The organism is Micromonospora sp. PRAS1 (genome assembly GCF_059553435.1).
Genome location: NZ_JCANNB010000065.1, coordinates 1 through 17,835 on the forward strand (window position 1 = coordinate 1; position 17,835 = coordinate 17,835).

Annotated in this window: 17 protein-coding genes and 1 pseudogene; 7 read left to right on the forward strand and 11 right to left on the reverse strand. The window is 71.4% G+C overall.

Annotation, left to right across the window (positions count from 1 at the left end; translation table 11 throughout):
* Positions 1–16 precede the first annotated feature (16 nt).
* Together ctaD and AC507J_RS31460 are read right to left on the reverse strand one after the other, a co-directional pair.
* Positions 17–1,777 (reverse strand): aa3-type cytochrome oxidase subunit I, encoded by a 1,761-nt coding sequence (gene ctaD, locus AC507J_RS31455; RefSeq protein WP_496294069.1) that lies wholly within the window; start codon positions 1,775–1,777, stop codon positions 17–19.
* A 117-nt stretch (positions 1,778–1,894) separates the two neighbouring features.
* Complete coding sequence (locus AC507J_RS31460) at positions 1,895–3,001, reverse strand: FAD-dependent monooxygenase (protein WP_496294099.1); 1,107 nt, start codon at positions 2,999–3,001, stop codon at positions 1,895–1,897.
* 271 nt (positions 3,002–3,272) lie between these two features.
* Here AC507J_RS31460 and AC507J_RS31465 point away from each other — a divergent pair, with 271 nt between their 5' ends.
* Positions 3,273–4,397 (forward strand): glycoside hydrolase family 12 protein, encoded by a 1,125-nt coding sequence (locus AC507J_RS31465; RefSeq protein WP_496294071.1) that lies wholly within the window; start codon positions 3,273–3,275, stop codon positions 4,395–4,397.
* A 174-nt stretch (positions 4,398–4,571) separates the two neighbouring features.
* Positions 4,572–5,102 (forward strand): GNAT family N-acetyltransferase, encoded by a 531-nt coding sequence (locus AC507J_RS31470; protein ID WP_496294073.1) that lies wholly within the window; start codon positions 4,572–4,574, stop codon positions 5,100–5,102.
* Positions 5,103–5,141: 39 nt separating this feature from the next.
* Here AC507J_RS31470 and AC507J_RS31475 read toward each other — a convergent pair whose 3' ends face one another.
* Together AC507J_RS31475 and AC507J_RS31480 are read right to left on the reverse strand one after the other, a co-directional pair.
* Entirely contained in the window at positions 5,142–5,930 is a 789-nt protein-coding gene (locus AC507J_RS31475; protein WP_496294075.1) for an aldo/keto reductase, read from the reverse strand.
* A gap of 477 nt (positions 5,931–6,407) precedes the next feature.
* Positions 6,408–7,346, reverse strand: a complete 939-nt coding sequence (locus AC507J_RS31480) for an AraC family transcriptional regulator (protein WP_496294077.1) — start codon at positions 7,344–7,346, stop codon at positions 6,408–6,410.
* A 72-nt stretch (positions 7,347–7,418) separates the two neighbouring features.
* On the opposite strand from AC507J_RS31480, the gene AC507J_RS31485 reads away from it, so the two are divergent.
* Entirely contained in the window at positions 7,419–8,258 is an 840-nt protein-coding gene (locus AC507J_RS31485) for a Rossmann-fold NAD(P)-binding domain-containing protein (protein WP_496294079.1), read from the forward strand.
* Between the two features lie 29 nt (positions 8,259–8,287).
* Here the strand turns inward: AC507J_RS31485 and AC507J_RS31490 are convergent, their stop codons facing one another.
* The 3 genes from AC507J_RS31490 to AC507J_RS31500 form a co-directional block, all read right to left on the reverse strand.
* Positions 8,288–10,075, reverse strand: coding sequence for a glycoside hydrolase family 15 protein (locus AC507J_RS31490; RefSeq protein ID WP_496294081.1), 1,788 nt, complete (start codon positions 10,073–10,075; stop codon positions 8,288–8,290).
* A 148-nt stretch (positions 10,076–10,223) separates the two neighbouring features.
* Positions 10,224–10,616, reverse strand: a complete 393-nt coding sequence (locus tag AC507J_RS31495) for a cupin domain-containing protein (RefSeq protein ID WP_496294083.1) — start codon at positions 10,614–10,616, stop codon at positions 10,224–10,226.
* Positions 10,617–10,840: 224 nt separating this feature from the next.
* Positions 10,841–11,329: a septum formation initiator gene (locus AC507J_RS31500; protein ID WP_496294085.1), complete on the reverse strand. Its 489-nt coding sequence runs from the start codon at positions 11,327–11,329 to the stop codon at positions 10,841–10,843.
* 111 nt (positions 11,330–11,440) lie between these two features.
* Between AC507J_RS31500 and AC507J_RS31505 the strand changes: the two genes are divergently transcribed.
* The 3 genes from AC507J_RS31505 to AC507J_RS31515 all read left to right on the forward strand — a co-directional run bounded on the left by AC507J_RS31505 (position 11,441) and on the right by AC507J_RS31515 (position 14,035).
* Positions 11,441–12,136 carry a response regulator transcription factor gene (locus AC507J_RS31505; RefSeq protein ID WP_496294087.1) on the forward strand — a complete coding sequence of 232 codons (696 nt, stop codon included), beginning with the start codon at positions 11,441–11,443 and terminating at the stop codon, positions 12,134–12,136.
* Entirely contained in the window at positions 12,133–13,434 is a 1,302-nt protein-coding gene (locus AC507J_RS31510; protein WP_496294089.1) for a sensor histidine kinase, read from the forward strand. The genes AC507J_RS31505 and AC507J_RS31510 overlap by 4 nt, the downstream gene beginning before the upstream one ends.
* 82 nt (positions 13,435–13,516) lie before the next feature.
* The gene (locus tag AC507J_RS31515) at positions 13,517–14,035 is read left to right on the forward strand and encodes a PepSY domain-containing protein (RefSeq protein WP_496294091.1); all 519 of its coding nucleotides are present in this window, start codon (positions 13,517–13,519) and stop codon (positions 14,033–14,035) included.
* A gap of 5 nt (positions 14,036–14,040) precedes the next feature.
* On the opposite strand, the gene AC507J_RS31520 is transcribed toward AC507J_RS31515, so the two are convergent.
* Positions 14,041–14,925 (reverse strand): sulfotransferase domain-containing protein, encoded by an 885-nt coding sequence (locus tag AC507J_RS31520; protein WP_496294093.1) that lies wholly within the window; start codon positions 14,923–14,925, stop codon positions 14,041–14,043.
* Between the two features lie 94 nt (positions 14,926–15,019).
* On the opposite strand from AC507J_RS31520, the gene AC507J_RS31525 reads away from it, so the two are divergent.
* Entirely contained in the window at positions 15,020–16,093 is a 1,074-nt protein-coding gene (locus AC507J_RS31525; protein ID WP_496294094.1) for a beta family protein, read from the forward strand.
* Positions 16,094–16,267: 174 nt separating this feature from the next.
* Here the strand turns inward: AC507J_RS31525 and AC507J_RS31530 are convergent, their stop codons facing one another.
* The 3 genes and pseudogenes from AC507J_RS31530 to AC507J_RS31540 all read right to left on the reverse strand — a co-directional run bounded on the left by AC507J_RS31530 (position 16,268) and on the right by AC507J_RS31540 (position 17,785).
* Entirely contained in the window at positions 16,268–16,549 is a 282-nt protein-coding gene (locus AC507J_RS31530) for an adhesin (protein ID WP_496294095.1), read from the reverse strand.
* Positions 16,550–16,874: 325 nt separating this feature from the next.
* Entirely contained in the window at positions 16,875–17,219 is a 345-nt protein-coding gene (locus tag AC507J_RS31535; protein WP_496294097.1) for a DUF1330 domain-containing protein, read from the reverse strand.
* Between the two features lie 129 nt (positions 17,220–17,348).
* Positions 17,349–17,785 (reverse strand): annotated as a pseudogene (locus AC507J_RS31540) (nitroreductase family deazaflavin-dependent oxidoreductase).
* Between the last annotated feature and the right edge of the window lie 50 nt (positions 17,786–17,835).

Here is a 17,835-nt window from a genome sequence, read left to right on the forward strand (position 1 = left end):
CGGGGTGGTGGGTGGGTCAGCGGCGGTCGATGTCGCTGGAGTTGTCCTCCTGGTAGCTGGCACCGCCGTCGGACTCGCTGGTCAGCGGCTTGGAACCGCCCTCGGGCGGGCCAGCCAGGCTCTGCCGCCCGGCGGCCAGCTCCGGGAACTTCGCGTCGAAGGCCGGCCGCTCGGAGCGGATCCGGGGCATCCGGTCGAAGTTGCGCAGCGGCGGCGGCGAGCTGGTCGCCCACTCGAGCGAGTTGCCGTGACCCCACGGGTCGTCGACCTCGACCACCGGGCCGGCCTTGTACGACTTCCAGCAGTTGTAGATGAACGGCAGCGTCGAGATACCGGTGATGAACGCGCCGATCGTGGAGATCATGTTCAGCGTGGTGAAGCCGTCTTCGGGCAGGTAGTCGGCGTACCGCCGGGGCATGCCCTCGTTGCCCAGCCAGTGCTGCACCAGGAAGGTGGTGTGGAAGCCGATCATGGTCAGCCAGAAGTGGATCTTCCCGAGTCGCTCGTCGAGCATCCGGCCGAACATCTTCGGGAACCAGAAGTAGATGCCGGCGAAGACCGCGAAGACGATGGTGCCGAAGAGCACGTAGTGGAAGTGCGCCACCACGAAGTACGAGTCGTGCAGGTGGAAGTCGATCGGCGGGGCGGCCAGCAGCACGCCGGTCAGACCGCCGAGCAGGAAGGTGACCAGGAAGCCGATGGAGAACAGCATCGGCGTCTCGAAGCTGATCTGCCCCCGCCACATGGTGCCGATCCAGTTGAAGAACTTCATCCCGGTGGGCACGGCGATCAGGTAACTCAGGAAGCTGAAGAACGGCAGCAGCACCTGACCGGTGGCGAACATGTGGTGCGCCCAGACGCTCATCGACAGGCCGGCGATGGCGATGGTGGCGGCGACCAGGCCCTTGTAGCCGAAGATCGGCTTGCGGGAGAAGACCGGGATGATCTCGCTGATGATGCCGAAGAACGGCAGCGCGATGATGTACACCTCGGGGTGGCCGAAGAACCAGAACAGGTGCTGCCAGAGCATCGGCCCACCGGTCTCCGGGCTGTACACGTGCGCGCCGAGCATCCGGTCCGCCGCGAGGGCGAAGAGCGCGGCGGCCAGCAGCGGGAAGACCAGGATCGCCAGGAGGCTGGTGACCAGCATGTTCCAGGTGAAGATCGGCATCCGGAACATGGTCATGCCGGGGGCGCGCAGGGTCAGGATCGTGGTGATCAGGTTGACCGCGCCGAGGATCGTACCCAGACCGGAGATGGCCAGGCCGACCACCCACATGTTCGCGCCGACGCCCGGCGCGTGCTCGGTGGTGCTCAGCGGGGTGTACGCGGTCCAGCCGAAGTCCGCCGCGCCGCCGGGGGTGAGGAAGCCGGCGGTGGCCATGGTGCCACCGAACAGGTAGAGCCAGTACGCGAAGCTGTTCAGCCGCGGGAACGAGACGTCGGGCGCGCCGATCTGGATCGGCACGACGTAGTTGCCGAACGCGAACACGATGGGCGTCGCGAAGAACAGCAGCATGATCGTGCCGTGCATGGTGAACAGCTGGTTGTACTGCTCAGCCGACAGGAACTGCAGCCCGGGCCGGGCCAGTTCGGCCCGCATGATCAGGGCCATCACGCCACCGATCATGAAGAACACGAACGCGGTGACCATGTACATGATCCCGATTTGCTTCGCGTCCGTGGTTCGCAACAGCCGTGCGATGGCCGACCCCTTGACCGGCTCGTGGACCGGCCAGGGCCGGGTCACGACCGGCTTGGGTGCGACGGTGGTCACGAGTGGCCTCCGGTTCTGGGTTGTCCCGCTCGGCACGCGTTGTCTCTGCGGGCCGTCATCCGCAAGGAGGATAGTCCCCGGCAGGTGGGAGCGCCGCGTGGGGTCACCAGGCGTGGATCACAGCGGACCGAGGAGCAGCCGGTAGTGCTCGCCGAAGATCCGCCCGCCCCGTCCGCGCAACAGCGGATCGCGTAGCGCCGGCGGTACGTCTCGGGTCCGGTCGCGGTCCCGGGTCCGGTCCCGCACCCATCGGGTACGCGGCCGGCGGCGACTCTCGTACGCGGTAAGCGCCGCCTCCACGCTGCTCGCGGCGCTCAGCGACTCGGCGAGCACCACCGCGTCCTCCAGGGCCATCGCGGCGCCCTGGGCCAGGGTCGGCGCGGTGGCGTGCGCGGCGTCGCCGACCAGCAGCACCCGGCCCCGGTACCAGCGGCCCAGTTCGACCTCGTCGGTCGTGGTGACGTGCACCGCGTCGAGCGCGTCGAGCACCTCCGGCACCGGCCCGCCGTAGCCGCCGAAGAGTTCGCGCAGCCGGGCCCGCGGATCGGTCGGCGGCTCGGTGCCCGCCTCGTCCGCGTAGTAGTGCAGCCGACCGCCGCCGATCGGCACCACGAGGAAGCCGCTGCGCAACCCGAGCAGCGCGGTCCACTCGTCGACCGCCGGGCCGTGGCGCACCACACCGCGGTAGACCACCTGACCGGCGGGGCGGGGTGGACCACCGAGCGCGGCCAGCGCCCGGATCGACGACCGGGGCCCGTCGGCGCCGATCACCAGGTCGTACTCGGTCTGGGTGCCGTCGACGAAGGTGACACCGACGGTGGCCGGCAGCAGGTCGATGGTGCGTACCTCGGCACCGTGCCGGACCGCCCCGCCGGCCCCGCTGAGCAGCACCCGGTGCAGGTCGGAGCGGGCCAGCGCGCGGCATTCACCGACCCCGGCCCAGAGCACGTCGAGGTCGACCTCGCAGAGCGGCACACCGGCCGCGTCCAGGAAGCGCTGCGCGTGGATGACCTGCCCGTACGGGCGTACCGGACCGTCGAGGTCCAGCCGGCGCAGCGCTCGGGCCGCGTTGCCCGGCAGGTAGAGGCCGGCATCGGCGACCTCGCCGGGCGGTGCCTTGTCGGTGACGTCCGGGCGGAAGCCCGCGAGACGCAGGGCCCGGGCCACGGCCAGACCGGCGATGCCCGCGCCGACGACGAGAATGCGCAGGGGGGAGCCACGCATGGGGGTGTACGCCTCCGGGAGGGGATTCGGCACGCGTTGAAGGCAAGACACTACTCGGCGCAATCGACGCACGCCAGAGGCGGCCGGAGCGCGGCATCTGTCACATTTCCCCGCATTTCCCCGCGTCGGTTGCGATCGTTGTTTCACACATGTAAATGTGACGATGAGCATGGGAGCGCTCCCGGACCCCACCGCAGCCGACGGGCGTTTCCGACCGCTCCGTCCGCAACCCGTCCCGGCGTCCAGGTGACGCCGCAGCGTAAGGAGCATCATGAGACGTACCCTGCGGGCCATCGCGGCCGCCGGCCTGCTCGCCGCCGGCTCGATCGTCGCCGTGGCCTTCGGCGGCACCGCCTCCGCCGACACCCAGATCTGCGAGCAGTACGGCAGCACCGTGATCCAGAACCGGTACGTGGTGCAGAACAACCGTTGGGGCACCACCGCCCAGCAGTGCATCAACGTCACCAGCAGCGGCTTCGAGATCACCACCCAGAACGGCAGCAGCCCGACCAACGGCGCGCCGACCGCGTACCCGTCGGTCTTCCTCGGCTGCCACTACACGAACTGCTCCCCCGGCACCAACCTGCCGATCCAGGTGAGCCAGATCAGCAGCGCTACCAGCAGCATCAACTACCGGTACGTCAGCGGGGCCACCTACAACGCCTCGTACGACATCTGGCTCGACCCGTCACCGAAGCGGGACGGGGTGAACCAGATGGAAATCATGATCTGGCTCAACCGGCAGGGCCCGATCCAGCCCATCGGCTCACCGGTCGGCAACGCCAACATCGACGGGCGCAACTGGGAGGTCTGGCGGGGCAGCAACGGCTCCAACAACGTCATCTCGTACCTGGCCCCGTCGGCGATCAGCAGCGCCAACCTCAACCTGCTGGCCTTCATCAACGACACCCGCAACCGGGGCGCGATCACCAACTCCTGGTACCTGACCAGCATCCAGGCCGGATTCGAGCCCTGGCAGGGTGGCGTCGGCCTGGCGGTGACGAACTTCTCCGCCTCGGTCAACGGCGGCGGCAACAACCCGCCGCCGACCGGCAACCCGACCACGCCGCCGCCGTCGGGCAACAGCGCGTGCGCGGTGCGGTACACCGCCAACTCCTGGAACAACGGCTTCACCGCCGACGTACAGATCACCAACACCGGGTCGAACACGATCAACGGCTGGACGCTGGCGTACTCGCTGCCGTCCGGGCAGCAGGTGACCAATTCGTGGAACGCCACGGTGAGCCAGAGCGGCTCGTCGGTGACCGCCCGCAACGCCGGCCACAACGGCACGATCGCCCCCGGCGGCACCGCCACCTTCGGCTACCAGGGCACCCTGAACGGCAGCTACTCCTCCCCCACCAGCTTCACCCTCAACGGCACCGCCTGCAGGTGAAAGGAAGGGCCCCTTTCTAACGCCTCGTGTATAGGAAGGGGCCCCTCCTAACATCGACGCGCGCCGAACCGGAGGGCGCGCCGAACCCGGAGGGCGCGCCGAACCCGGAGGGCGCGCCGAACCGGAGGGGCGCGCGGCGGGAGGGGTGCGCTCGGTGGCGGGCATACTGAGGCGATGCTGCCTGCGGACGTACGCCTCGAAGGTGACGGGGTGACGCTGCGCCGGTGGGCGGAGAGCGACGTGCCGCAACTGGTGGCGGTCTTCAACCACCCGGAGATGGCCTACCGCCTGCCGGTCGCCGCCCCCTTCGACCTGGTCGCGGCGCAGACGTACCTGGACCGGGCACGACGGGCGGAGCAGACCGGCGACCGGCTCTACCTCGCCATCACCGGCGACGACGACCTGGCCCGTGGCGAGGTGATGCTCAACCTCGCCGCCGGCACCATCGGCTACGCGGTCGGGCCGGCGTACCGGGGCCGGGGGCTGGCCAGCCGGGCGCTGCGACTGCTCACCGCGTACGCCCACGAGGTGGTCGGCCTGCCCACCGTGTACCTGGAGATCGAGGAGGACAACGCCGGCAGCGTGGCCGTGGCCCGCGCGGCCGGCTACCGGGAGACCGGAGACGAGTCGGTGTTCGTCGAGGACAAGGGACGTCGGTACGCCCTGCACCGCTGGGCGCATCACGAACCGCCGCCCGCCGGGTGACCGACAACCGCACCTGGGCCGCCACCTGACGACTGCTGCTCAGCCCTTGCCGAGGGCGTCGATGTCGCGGATCTCCTCGGCGGTCAGCGAGAAGCCGAAGACGTCGGCGTTGGCCCGGATCCGCTCGGGCGTGACCGACTTGGGAATGACCACGATCTCGTGGTCGATGTGCCAACGCAGCACCACCTGCGCGGGCGAGACGTTGTGCGCGCCGGCGATCCGGGTCAGCACCGGGTCGGACAGGTCGGCGGCCTTGAACGGGCTGTAACCCTCCAGCACGACCCCACGGTCCCGGTGCTCGGCGTGCCGCTGCCGGTCGTACAGCTGCGGGCTCCACTTGATCTGGTTGACTGCCGGGTTCTCCTCGGTCGACTGGATCAGTTCGTCGATCTGCCCGGTGCTGAAGTTGCTCACCCCGACCGCTCGGGCCAGCCCCGCCTCGCGTACGGCGAGCATCTCCCGCCAGGCCGGGATCAGGTCACCCGGGTCGGCCGGCGGCCAGTGCATCAGCCACAGGTCGACGTGGTCGACGCCGAGGGCGCGCAGGCTCTCCTCGATCGTCTCCCGTTCCCGGCCGACCCGCTCCGGCGGCAGCTTGGTGGTGATGAAGACGTCCTTCCGGCGCACCCCGCTCTCCCGTACCGCCCGACCCACCTCCTCCTCGTTGCCGTACATGGTGGCGGTGTCGATGTGCCGGTAGCCCGCGTCCAGCGCGGCCAGCACGGCCTTGAAACCGGCCTCGCCGGTGGCCTGCCAGGTGCCGAAGCCGAGCAGCGGAATCCGGACGTCGCCGGGGAGAACGGCGACGGGGTGGTCAGCGTGGTCCATACGGACCGTTCTACCCCCGATCACCGTCGCCATGCCCGCACCGAGGGGACGACCTGCCGCCGCACGGTGCCCGGGGGCGGGGCCGCGCCGGGCCGCGCGCCGCCCCGTCCTGCCGGACCATGCGGGTGTGTACCTGACCATCTCGAGTGCCCGCGCTGCGGACGGGAGCACGACGCCGGCGTACCGCAGAACCTCTGTGGGTGCGGTTCCCCGCTGCTGGCCCGCTCCGACCTCGGGGCGGTGGCCGGCAGGGTCGAGCCGGAGCGGTTCGGGCTGCGCCCGGCCGACCCGTGGCGCTACCGGGAACTGCTGCCGGTGACCGACCCGGCCTGCGTGACCACTCTCGGCGAGGGCTGGACCTCGATGTTGCGGGCACCGAGGTACGACGCCCAGATCGGCGTCGACGACCACGCGCGACGCCCCGGGGCCTGGGGCACCCGGGGTGTCGGCGGTTTCGTTCTCGACACCGTTGGAGCGCTACGTTCGGGCGGCCAGGCGGTGTTCCCGCGGGCTGACGCCGCGGATGCGTTTGAAGGCCGCGCTCAGGGCGAAGGAGCTGCTGTAGCCGACTTGCCGGGCGACGGCGCCGACTGTGGCGTCCGGCTCGCGGAGCAGGTCGGCTGCCAGGGCCAGCCGCCACTCGGTGAGATACGACATGGGCGGTTCGCCGACCAGCGCGGTGAAGCGGCGGGCCAGCGCCGCCCGGGAGACCCCGGTCTTGGCGGCCAGCGACGCGACGGTCCAGGGCTGGGCCGGATCGTTGTGGAGCATCTGGAGGGCCCGGCCGACGACGGGATCGCTGTGCGCCCTGTACCAGGCGGGGGCTTTGGCCTCCGGTCGGGCGAACCACTCGCGTAGCGCGGCGATGAGCAGCAGGTCGAGCAGCCGGTCGAGGACCGCTTCCTGGCCGGGGGCGTCCTTGACGATCTCGGTGGCCAGCAGCGGAACCAAGGGGGAGTTCCAGGAGTCGCCCGGGACGACCAGTAGCGGCGGCAATGCGCTCAGGAGCCGCTTGCTGACCTCGCCCTGCATCGTGTAGGTGCCGGTGAGCAGCATTGTCGGGCCGTCTGGGCGGTGGCCCCAAGTGCGTACGCCCAGCTCCGTCATCCCGGGCAGTTCCTGCCCGTCCGGGGTGGTGCAGAGCTGGCCTGGATGAATGATGACCTGCGATGCCGTGCCCGGCTCGTCGGCGACGGTGTACGGGTCGGGGCCGCGAACGATCGCCAGATCGCCTGGCCTGAGGCGTACGGCCGCACTGTCGTCTGGCACGACCCAGGCGTCACCCCGAACCAGCGCCACCAGGGTGAGCGGCGCCTGGTCCTCGATCCGCAGCGACCAGGGCGGGGTCAGGACCGAACGGAGCAGGAACGCTCGCTGGGCTCGAGGGCGGTCCAGGAGGCTGACTACCGCGTCCATGTAGACGATTACACACAAAGGTGAGGGCTTTGGCTATGTGCAGTCTCACGTTGCCGCACTTCAATGATCGGTATGACGAACGAACGAGAGCAGAAGACGATCCTGGTCCTCGGCGGAACCGGCAAGACCGGCCGCCGCATCATGAAGCGGCTGAGCGGGAGCGGAGTGCCCGTTCGGGCCGGTTCCCGCTCTGCCGGGCCGCCCTTCGACTGGACGGACCGGGCGACCTGGGCGCCGGTGCTTGAGGGCATCGGAACGGTCTACGTGTCCTACTACCCGGACCTGGCCGTGCCGGGTGCACCCGAGGCGGTCGGCACCTTCGCCGAGCTTGCGGTGGCCTCCGGGGTCTCCCGGCTGGTGCTGCTCTCCGGCCGGGGCGAGGAGGAGGCCCGGGCCAGCGAGAAGCTCATCCAGTCCGCTGGGGTCGAGTGGACGATCCTGCGGTCCAGCTGGTTCAGCCAGAACTTCAGCGAGGACTATCTGCTGGAGCCGGTGCGCGACGGCGAGGTCGTTCTCCCGGTTGGCAACGTGCCCGAGCCGTTCGTGGACGCCGACGACATCGCCGAGGTGGCGGTGACGGCCTTGACCGAGGACGGGCACGCGGGGCAGGTCTACGAGCTGACCGGGCCCCGGCTGCTCACCTTCGTCGAGGCGATCGGCGAAATCTCCGCGGCAACGGGCCGGAGGATCGGGTTCGTCCAGGTGTCGCCTGAGGACTACGCGGATGCGCTCACCGCCAGCGGCGTCCCGCAGGAGGTCGTCGACTTGCTGATGTACCTGTTCACGACCGTGCTCGACGGGCGCAACGCCCAGCTTGCCGACGGGGTTCAGCGCGCCCTGGGCCGGCGACCCCGGGACTTCGCCGACTATGCCAAGGAAACCGCTGCCACCGGCGTCTGGGCAGCGGAGTGAACCTGAGACCCGCGCCGAAACCCGGGTAGCTAGTCACCTGTGGGGTCGGTGAGCCGCCAGGCGGCGTTGATCAGGCCGATGTGCGACAACGCCTGCGGGGTGTTGCCCAGGTGCGCCCCGGTGCTCGGGTCGATCTGCTCGCTGAGCAGCCCGACATCGTTGGCGTGCCCGGCCACCTCTGCGAACAGCCGCTCGGCCCGCTCCCGCTCACCCGCCAGCACCAGGCACTCCACCAGCCAGAACGAGCAGAGTAGGAAGCCGGCCGGGTCGTCGGCCCAGCGGCGGATCAGCCCAGTGCCCGCGCCCAGCTCCCGCTCGACCGCCTCGATCGTCGCCCGCATCCGCGGGTCGTCCGCCGGCAGGAAACCCACCACCGGCAGGTACAGCGCCGCGGCGTCCAACTCGCCCGAGCCGAAGGCACCGGTGTACGCGCCGCGGCGCTCGTCGTACCCCTCGCGAAGCACGGTGGCCCGGATCTCGTCCCGGATGCCCGCCCAGCGCCGGGCATCCGCCCGTTCGCCCAGGCGCGGGGCCAGCCGCACCGCCCGGTCCATCGCCACCCAGCAGAGCACCTTGGAGGAGAGGTAGTGCCGTTCACGGTCCCGGGGCTCCCAGATGCCCCGGTCCGGCAGCTGCCAGGTGGCGGCCACCTGCTCGGTGAGCCCGAGCACCAGCTCACCCAGCTCCGCGCCGAACTGGTCACCGAGATAGTCGCGCAGCCGCCAGATCGCCGAGACGACCTCGCCGGGCACGTCCAGCTGCCGCTGCTGCCAGGCGTCGTTGCCGATGCGTACCGGCTGGCTGTCGGCGTAGCCGGCCAGGTTGGCGCAGACGTGCTCGGAGACGTCCCGCTCCCCTTCCAGCCCGAACAGCACCGGCACCGGCTCGTCGCCGATCCGGCCCGTGGAGTAGGACGCCCAGGCGAAGAGCCGGGACGCCTCGTCCGGGCAGGCCGCCACCCAGAGCGCCCGCATGGTCATGGCGAAGTCGCGTAGCCAGGAGAAGCGGTAGTCGTAGTTGCGGTCACCGCCGGGCACCTCCGGCAGGGACGTGGTGGGTGCCGCGGCGACCGCGCCGCTGCGGGCGTACGTCAAGCCGGTGAGTACTGTCGCGCTCTGCCGGACCACCTCGGCGTGCCGGCCGTCGTAGTGGTGACTCTCGCGGAACGCCTGCCAGGCCCGCACGGTGTCGGCGACGCTCGCCACCGGGTCCAGCCGGACCGGCGAAGCACCATAGGCGGCACCGTACGCGAGGTCGAAGCCGATCACCTGTCCCGCGGCGACCTCGAAGCTCTGCCGCACCCGGTCCTCGTCGACGCGCAACCGCAGCCCGTCGCAGCGCAGCACCAGCGCGACCGGGCCGCCGCTGGCCAGCACGGAACCGTCATCCCGTTCCCGCAGGTACGGGGTGAGCAGGCCGTACTCCGGTCGGGGGCGGAAATCCACGGCCATCCGTACCCGGCCGGAGAGTCCCTCCACCACCCGCAGCAGTACGGCCGGCGAGTGCATGCCGAGCTGGTGTGCCCGGGCACCATGTTCCGCGGCGAGCGCGTCGGTGACCGCGACGCTGCCCTCCGGGGTGTGGTGCACCGTACGCAGCACCAGCGTGTCCGGCTGGTACGACCGCTGCACCCGGTGCCCGGTGGCGACCGGTGCGAGCTGCCAGTGGCCGCCGTCCGGGTCGAGCAGCCGGGCGAAGACCGACGGCGAGTCGAAGCGGCTCGGGCACCACCAGTCGATCGAGCCGTTCCGGCCGACAAGCGCGGCGGAGCGGCAGTCGGACAGAAATCCGTAATCGGAGATTGCCCCCTGCTCCATCCGCCCCGGATACCCCGATCCCCACCCCCCACCTCCGTCGATCTTGCACTTTGTGTCGTCACATACGGCACAAAAGCGACGTAACGGCGACCAAAGGTGCATGATCGACGGGGCGGGCGGGGCGGGGCGGGTGGGGACGGGTGGTGGGTTAGGGGGTGGGGGGTTCGTCTTGGCCGGCGGCTTCGGCCTTGTCGGCCTCCTCCTTGGTGCGGTGCACCGCCTGGTCGGCGTGCTCCGGCGGGCCGTAGACCGTGTAGAGCACAAGCGGATTCGGTCCGGTGTTTACGAAGTTGTGCTTGGTGCCGGCGGGTACCACCACCAGGTCCCCCTGCACCACCTCACGCTTCTCGCCTGCGACCCGGGCCTCCCCGGTGCCGCTGACGAAGGTGAGGATCTGGTCGATGCCCTCGTGCACCTCCTCGCCGATCTCACCTCCCGGCGGAATCGTCATGATCACGAGTTGGGTGTTCTTCCCGGTCCACAGCACGCGGCGGAAATCCGGGCTCTTCTCGGCGACAGTCGCGATAGTGAAGTGCTCCATGCCCCGCACATACCCCGTTGCGGGGCGGCACACGCCGGGACTCGCAAATGGTGGAATCAGCCACGGTTCGAGGGTTTGCCAGCACGCCGAACGGGGATCGACAGGACCGACCGGCAGCGCCGGTCATGCCAGGTCCCCGCTGACGTACCGCCGTACGGCTGCGGCGGTGGGAGACGGCCGAGCGCGGCGACGTTCCTACCCTCGGGTGGAACGGCGCCGCGCGCTCAGTCGTCGTCCGGCTCCAGCACCGGCACCCCGCCCGCGCACCGCACCGACAGCTCGTAGGTGCCGCTCGGTCCGACGAACTTCACCTCGGCGTCGTCGTCGGGACCACGGTCGACGTCGTCGACCCGGTAGCCCTGCCCTGGCGACCAGACCTCCAGCCACACTCCGCCCGGCACGCACACCGCGATGGCGCTGCCACCCGGGGTGCTGAAGCTGCGCCGGTTCGCCGCCTCGGGGCTCGGGCTCGCCGGCACCGTCGGGCTCTGCCCGCCCGGCTCCGTCGGCGGCGGGGAGCCGGCCGTCGGACTGGCCGGCACGGTCGCCGGTGGCTCGGCCAGTGCACGGGCGACCTCCTCCTGGGTGCGTACGCCGCCAGGGGTCCCGGTCAGGCTCTCCCCCACCACCTGGATGGCGGCGAGCCCGATCAGCGTGGCGACGAGCGCGGTGGCCAGCCACCCGGCGACGGCGAGGAAGGTACGGCGACCCATCACCCGACTATGCCCGATCCATGGTTAAGGCGACCTTCGGGCAACGCTAAAGCAGCGTAGGAGGGCCGTCGTGGGTCGAGGTCGGCACCGGCCGGAGCTACCCTGCCTGCTGTGGCCCGCCTGCTGCTGATCGAGGACGACCTCACCATCCGTACGCCGCTGGTGCGGGCGCTGCGCGAACGCGGGCACGCGGTGGCGGCGGCGTCCACCGCGATGACCGGCCTGCGCGACGCGCTCGACGACCGGCCCGACCTGGTCGTGCTCGACCTCGGGCTGCCCGACCTCGACGGCCGCGAACTGCTGCGGATGCTGCGGGCGGTCAGCGCGGTGCCGGTAATCGTCGCCACCGCCCGGGACGACGAGACGGAGATCGTCCGGGTGCTCGACGCCGGAGCCGACGACTACGTGGTCAAACCGTTCACCGCCGCCCAACTGGACGCCCGGATCCGGGCGGTGCTGCGGCGCGGGCCGGGCGGAGCTGCCGACGAGGATCCCACCCTGGTCATCGGCGGGCTGCGGATCGACCCCCGGTCGCGCCAGGTCAGCCTCGACGGTGAACCGGTCGAGCTGACCCCCCGCGAGTTCGACCTGCTCCGGCACCTGGCCACCCGCGCCGGTGAGGTGGTGACGAAGCGGGAACTGCTGACCGAGGTGTGGCAGATCCCGTACGGCGGCGCGGACAAGACCGTCGACGTGCACCTGTCCTGGCTGCGCCGCAAGCTCGGCGAGAGCGCACAGCAGCCGCGTTACCTGCACACCGTACGCGGGGTCGGGGTGCGCCTGGTCGCCCCGGAGGCCACCGGATGAGGGCCCGCCTGACGCTGCTGGTCGCCGCGGTCAGCGTGCTCATCGTGATCGCCTTCCTGGTCCCGCTGGCTCTGCTGCTGCGTACCACGGCCGAGGACCGGGCGACCGTACGGGCCACCGCGGACGCGCAGAGCCTCGCCCCGGTAGTCGGTACCGCCGACGCGGACACCATCCGGCTCGCCGTCGAGCAGCGCGCCGCCGAGTCCGGCAGGCCGGTAAGCGTCTTCCTGCCCGACGGCACCGTACTCGGCTCACCCAGTCCCCGTACGGCGACTGTGGAACTGGCCGCGCGCGGGGAAAGCCTCACCGCAGAGTCGGCCGAGGGCCGGGAGGTGGTGATCGCGGTACAGGGCCACCCCGAGGGCACGGCGGTGATCCGCACCGTCGTGCCGTACGCCGAGATGACCGCCGGGGTGGGCCGGACCTGGCTGGTGCTGGCCCTGCTCGGGGTGTTGCTGGTGCTGATCGGCCTGGTCGTGGCCGACCGGCTGGCCCGCACCCTGGTCCGCCCGATCAGCGAGCTGTCGGCGGTGTCGCACCGGCTGGCCAACGCCGAGCTGGACGCCCGGGTGCGCCCGACGGGTCCGGCGGAGCTACGCGAGGTGGGCGGCGCGCTCAACCATCTGGCGGGTCGGATCCAGGAACTGCTGGTGCAGGAACGGGAGCAGGTGGCCGACCTGTCGCACCGGCTGCGGACCCCGCTTACCGCGCTGCGCCTGGAGGCGGAGTCGCTACGTGATCCGCAGGACGCCACCCGGGTCACCGACGCCGTGGACCGGCTGGAGCGGGCCGTCACCGGCCTGATCCAGCAGGCCCGCTGGCGCACCCCCACCGACGGCGCGGTGGCCACCGACGCGGCGGCGACGGTGGCCGAGCGGGTGGCGTTCTGGTCGGTGCTGGCCGAGGAGACCGGCCGCTCGGTCGAGCTGGAGCTGGCACCGGGGCCACTGCCGGTGGCGGTACCGGCCGACGAGTTGGCGGCGGCGGTGGACGCCCTGCTGGGCAACGTCTTCGCGCACACCCCGGACGGCACCGCCTTCGCCGTACGACTCGCGCCCACCGGCGACCACGTCACGCTCACCGTCGCCGACGAGGGCCCCGGCATCGCGGCCGAATCGGTGCGTCGGGGTGCCAGCCAGGCCGGCTCCACCGGTCTCGGGCTGGACATCGCCCGCCGGGCGGCCCAGGCCAGCGGCGGCCGGCTTGAGCTGGGCGAGCGGGCGGGCGGAGGGGCCGAGGTGCTCCTCCGGCTCGGCCGGGCGACTCAGCAAGACCGGCCTGTTGCCGGTCACCCTTAACCGGGCATTAGTGTTCGGACAGCGCGCCGCTATCGCGCCGGAACCGATCCTCGATGCAACAACCGAGGAAAGGTGGAAGACGATGAGGCGCAACCCTCTGCTCCTGGCGTCGGTCGGCGGTGCGGCAGCGGTGCTGGCGGCGGCCGGGGTATTCCTGGGCGTGACGGCGGCCGACAACGACCGGGCGCAGCAGGCGACGCTGACCGCCGCGACCAGCGCGCCGACGACCGAGGGCGTCCCGGTCACCCCGGCCACGCCGGACGACAGCAGCACCACGGCCACGCCGGCCGACCCGACCGGCACGACCACCCCGAGCGACCCGGCGAGCCCGACCGGCACCGGCGCGCCGGCCACCGGGTCGGACGCGGTGAGCCTGGAACGGGCCGGTGAGATCGCGCTGGCGCACGTCGGTGGCGGTCAGGTCACCGAGGTCGACCGCGACCAGGAGAACGGCCGGCCGGTGTGGGAGGTCGAGATCGTCCGGGGCGACACCGAGCACGAGGTCGACATCGACCGGGAGAACGGCTCGGTGGTCAAGGCCGAGCAGGAGCCGGTCGACGACGACGATGACGATGACGATGACGACCGGGACGACGACTGACCGAGTCAGTGGTCGCGGTGCAGCCAGGCGAGCAGGTCCGGTTGCGCCAGCGCGGCGACCCGGGTCCGGTAACGGGCCCGGGTCGCTTCGTCGAGCAGGGCGTTGCCCGCACCGGACCGGCCGGTACGGAAGAAGGCCCGCCGGTCCTTGAGGACACCCACCGGATCCGGCGCGAGCTGGTCCGCGCGGGCCCGCATCCGGTCGAAGGTGGCGGACTCGACCAGTTCGGGACCGGGTGGGTCGAGTTCCAGCAACCCGGCCAGCCGGTGCATCTGCCCGGCCAGGTCGGCACAGAGGTCGTCGTAGTGGACGAGGTGGACGTTCGGCTCGTGCCGTCGGGACCAGGCGTCGCGCAGGTGCCACAGGACACCGGGCAGCGAATCCAGTGCCGCGTGCGGATCCGGGTCCGCGTCGATCCAGCGTACGAGCGCCTCCCGCGCCGAGGGCCGGGGCCGGTTCGGCTCCGGTGCCGCAGGTTGGCCGGTAAGCGCGGCGATGCGGGCCCGGTCCAGGTTCGCGCTCTGCTGGTGCAGCGATACCGCGAGGTCCAACGGATGCCGGGCCACCACGATGTAGTGCACCCGAGGATCGAGCGGTACGCCGTCCAGCGGGGTGTGGGTCTTGATGAAGCGGCGGTGCCGCTGGGCGGCCAGCCTGGCGTACACCGTCTCCGCCGGCTCGGTCAGCCAGTCCAGCCAGGGCGACAGCTCGGCCAGTGGCGCCGGCAGATCGGGCGTACGCAGCACCAGCAGGGCGCAGATCATCTGCATCCAGGTGGTCCCGCTCTTGGATCGAGTGCTGATCACGATGTCGCCGGGACGACGGGTGAAGCCCTGCCAGCGGGCGCTGTCCTCGTCCGGGGACCGGTAACGGGTCGGGACATCAGGCATCCGCTGACGGTAGTCGACCGCGCGGGCGCTCGTCCGGGTTGTTTCGGTGGCCCGCCCTGTGAGCTGCGTGATGAGCTGGCTACTCTGAATTATGATGCCTGGCTGCGAGGGCCGGGCGGCGGAGGTGCTCTACCGCCCCGTCCTCGCCGCGCGACGGGGCGAGCTGGAGGCGCTCGGCCACCTCGACGCCGCCCTCGCCCCGACGATCGCCCCGATCCTTCAACTCTCCGTAGTGGATCGTTCCATCGTGGACGCCATCGGACGGTTGCCGTCCGGGCTGGTACCGGCCGTCGACATCGACGGTCGCCCCGACCTGGCGGAGATCGAGCCGGCCCGGTGGGGCGTACCGATGCTGCCGGTGATCGGGTTGGCGGACGGTGACCGGCGGTTGGTGGCGCATGGTGCCGCCGCCCGGGCCTGTACCGGCCGGGCTGTCGTGCGGCTGCGGATCGCCCAGGACCGGGCCGGTCCCGACGCGACCACCACGGCCGTGGAGCGGATCTGGCGGTACGCCCGGCTGGCACCCGAACAGTGCGACCTGCTCGTCGACTGTGGTGACGTGTGCTGCCCGGCGGACGTACGGGCGACCGAACCCCGGGCCCGGCGGGTGCTGGACTGGGCCCGCCGGCACGCGTGGCGCTCGGTGAGCGTGGTGGCCGGCGGCATGCCGCCGACGCTGTACCGGCTGCCCACCGACGAGCCGGTCCGGCTGGACCGCTGGGACTGGTTGCTCTGGCTGCGGCTGGCCGACCTGGGCGTGGGCTTCGGCGACTACGGCGTAACCCCGGCGACGCCCGGCGTGGAACCGGGTGGTGACCGGCTGCCCACCGTCCCGTACACGGCCGACGGTGCCTGGTGGGTCTACCGCTGGTCCCGCCGGGGCGGGCGGGGCGACGAGCGGGTGACCGACCTGTGTCGCACCCTGGTGTCGGCACCGCACTGGCCGCCGGCCGGGGCGAGTCTCTCCTGGGGCGACCACGAGATCCTGCGCCGGGCCCGGCGGGTGGCCGGAGCCGGTTCGACGACCAACTGGATCGCCTGGAGCACCTCGCACCATCTGGCGCACGTGCTCGACGCGCTGCGCCGGCCGGCCCGCGATCCGGCCCGGCCACCCGTCCCGGCGCCGTCGCGACGCGGCCGTGCGCCGCGGCGAAGGGTCACCGGCTGAACGGCGGCAGGCTCATCCCGGCACCGCCGGTCACCGCCCGCCGGTAGCGGTCACCGCCTCCCGGTGGCGGTCACCGCCTCCCGGTGGCGGTCACCGCCTCCCGGTGGCGGTCACCGCCCGCCGGTAGCGGTCACCGCCCGCCGGTGGCGTCCCTGCCTCCCGGTCGCGGTCGGTTCACTGCTTCTCGGTGAAGCCGAACTGCACGATGCCCTCGTCGTCCACGGTCGCGTCGACCGCGGCGTCGCCGAGCAGGTCGGCGGCGTCGGAATCGAGGAAGATCCGGGCACCCTGGTTGTCGACCACCTGGTCGCCCTCGGTCGGCGCGGCGACCAACTCGACGGTGAGCGACCCGGCCACCGTGTCCGCGGCGATGCGTACGCCGCCGCCCTCGGCGACGTCCTGCTGTGCGGCGAGGTCACGGATCACCAGAACGGCGTTGTCGGTCATCGTGAGCATGGTGGGGACTCCTCGTGGATTAGGTCGGCTCCGGGTACGCACGCCCGGGTCGCGGTCTCCTGGGACCGGAATCGGCCCACCCAAGCGGCGGTGGACCACCGTCAGATCGGGGCGGCTCCGCGCCCCTGCACTGCCCACGGTGCCCCCTACCAGGGCATTCGTCAAATAGACCGCCGCCAATCAAATTGACCGGAATATCGGCGCCGAAACCGGGTAGAGCAGCGGGCTTTCGGTGCCTCGGCCGCCCCCCGCGATCGGAGACGCCCGCCCCGCGCGATCGGTGGCTCCCGGTCGCTGGCGGTGACTCCCGGTCGCTGGCGGTGACTCAATCGGCCGGCTGGGCCCGCAACGCCGCCACCTTCTGGCTCGGGTCGTAGCCCGGCGGAACCCCGTCGAAGATGATCGCGGAGCCGCTGATGTGCCGGGTACGCAACGGCAGGATCTCCTGGTAGGCGGGTGACTCGTACCAGGCCAGCGCCTGCTCTCGGTCGGGGAACTCGAGGATGACCAGGCTGCCGGGCCAGTCACCCTCCAGCACCGTCACCTCCGGCCCGTGCGTCAGGAACCGCCCTCCGAACGGTTCGAGGGTGGCCTGGATCCGCTCCAGATAGTTGACGATGTCCTCGTTGACCTGCGGATTGTGCAGATGGGCCAGTGCGAAGGCGGGCATTTGTCCTCCCCGTGTCACTTCCCCGCCCGGCGGCGAGCGCGGACGGTCCTGGCAGTCTGCCGCAGTCTTCCGACGCCGGCCACCCCGTTACCGCCGCCAGGAAGACGCTCACGGACGTCGAGCAGCAGGTCAGACCCGATCCAACAGCACCACGGGAATCTCCCGGTCCGTCTTGGCCTGGTAGTCGTCGTACGCCGGCCAGATGCTGGCCATGGTGGGCCACAGCCGGGCGCGCTCCTGCGCCGTGGCGGTCCGCGCCCGCGCGGTGAACCGGTCGGCGCCGACCTGCACCTGCACCTCGGGCTCGGCCAGCAGGTTGAGGTACCAGGCCGGGTGCCGGGGGTCCCCGCCCTGGGAGGCGACCACCAGGTACGCGTCGCCGTCCCGGCCGTAGATCAGCGCGGTACGCCGTAGTTGGCCGCTGCGCCGGCCACTGGTGGTCAACAGCAGCTTGAACGCGCCCGGTTGCCATTCGTGCCCATCGGCACCGTCGTCTCCACGTACCGGTTGATGTGTTCGGCGACCCAGCCCGCAGGGCTGTCCACCACCTGTTCGCACGTGCTCATCGACCCTCCTGAATCATGGTTGTCCCCACCACGCCACCGGCCGGCCGAGT

What these genes read in the sequence shown, in the direction of transcription:
- AC507J_RS31480 (WP_496294077.1), bottom strand. Translation starts at nt 7,346, where the DNA reads ATGGACGCGGTAGTCAGCCTCCTGGACCGCCCTCGAGCCCAGCGAGCG.
- AC507J_RS31510 (WP_496294089.1), top strand. Translation starts at nt 12,133, where the DNA reads ATGAGGGCCCGCCTGACGCTGCTGGTCGCCGCGGTCAGCGTGCTCATC.
- AC507J_RS31470 (WP_496294073.1), top strand. Translation starts at nt 4,572, where the DNA reads ATGCTGCCTGCGGACGTACGCCTCGAAGGTGACGGGGTGACGCTGCGC.
- AC507J_RS31520 (WP_496294093.1), bottom strand. Translation starts at nt 14,925, where the DNA reads ATGCCTGATGTCCCGACCCGTTACCGGTCCCCGGACGAGGACAGCGCC.
- AC507J_RS31515 (WP_496294091.1), top strand. Translation starts at nt 13,517, where the DNA reads ATGAGGCGCAACCCTCTGCTCCTGGCGTCGGTCGGCGGTGCGGCAGCG.
- AC507J_RS31490 (WP_496294081.1), bottom strand. Translation starts at nt 10,075, where the DNA reads ATGGAGCAGGGGGCAATCTCCGATTACGGATTTCTGTCCGACTGCCGC.
- AC507J_RS31500 (WP_496294085.1), bottom strand. Translation starts at nt 11,329, where the DNA reads ATGGGTCGCCGTACCTTCCTCGCCGTCGCCGGGTGGCTGGCCACCGCG.
- AC507J_RS31475 (WP_496294075.1), bottom strand. Translation starts at nt 5,930, where the DNA reads ATGGACCACGCTGACCACCCCGTCGCCGTTCTCCCCGGCGACGTCCGG.
- AC507J_RS31460 (WP_496294099.1), bottom strand. Translation starts at nt 3,001, where the DNA reads ATGCGTGGCTCCCCCCTGCGCATTCTCGTCGTCGGCGCGGGCATCGCC.
- AC507J_RS31495 (WP_496294083.1), bottom strand. Translation starts at nt 10,616, where the DNA reads ATGGAGCACTTCACTATCGCGACTGTCGCCGAGAAGAGCCCGGATTTC.
- AC507J_RS31530 (WP_496294095.1), bottom strand. Translation starts at nt 16,549, where the DNA reads ATGCTCACGATGACCGACAACGCCGTTCTGGTGATCCGTGACCTCGCC.
- AC507J_RS31525 (WP_496294094.1), top strand. Translation starts at nt 15,020, where the DNA reads ATGCCTGGCTGCGAGGGCCGGGCGGCGGAGGTGCTCTACCGCCCCGTC.
- AC507J_RS31485 (WP_496294079.1), top strand. Translation starts at nt 7,419, where the DNA reads ATGACGAACGAACGAGAGCAGAAGACGATCCTGGTCCTCGGCGGAACC.
- AC507J_RS31535 (WP_496294097.1), bottom strand. Translation starts at nt 17,219, where the DNA reads ATGCCCGCCTTCGCACTGGCCCATCTGCACAATCCGCAGGTCAACGAG.
- AC507J_RS31465 (WP_496294071.1), top strand. Translation starts at nt 3,273, where the DNA reads ATGAGACGTACCCTGCGGGCCATCGCGGCCGCCGGCCTGCTCGCCGCC.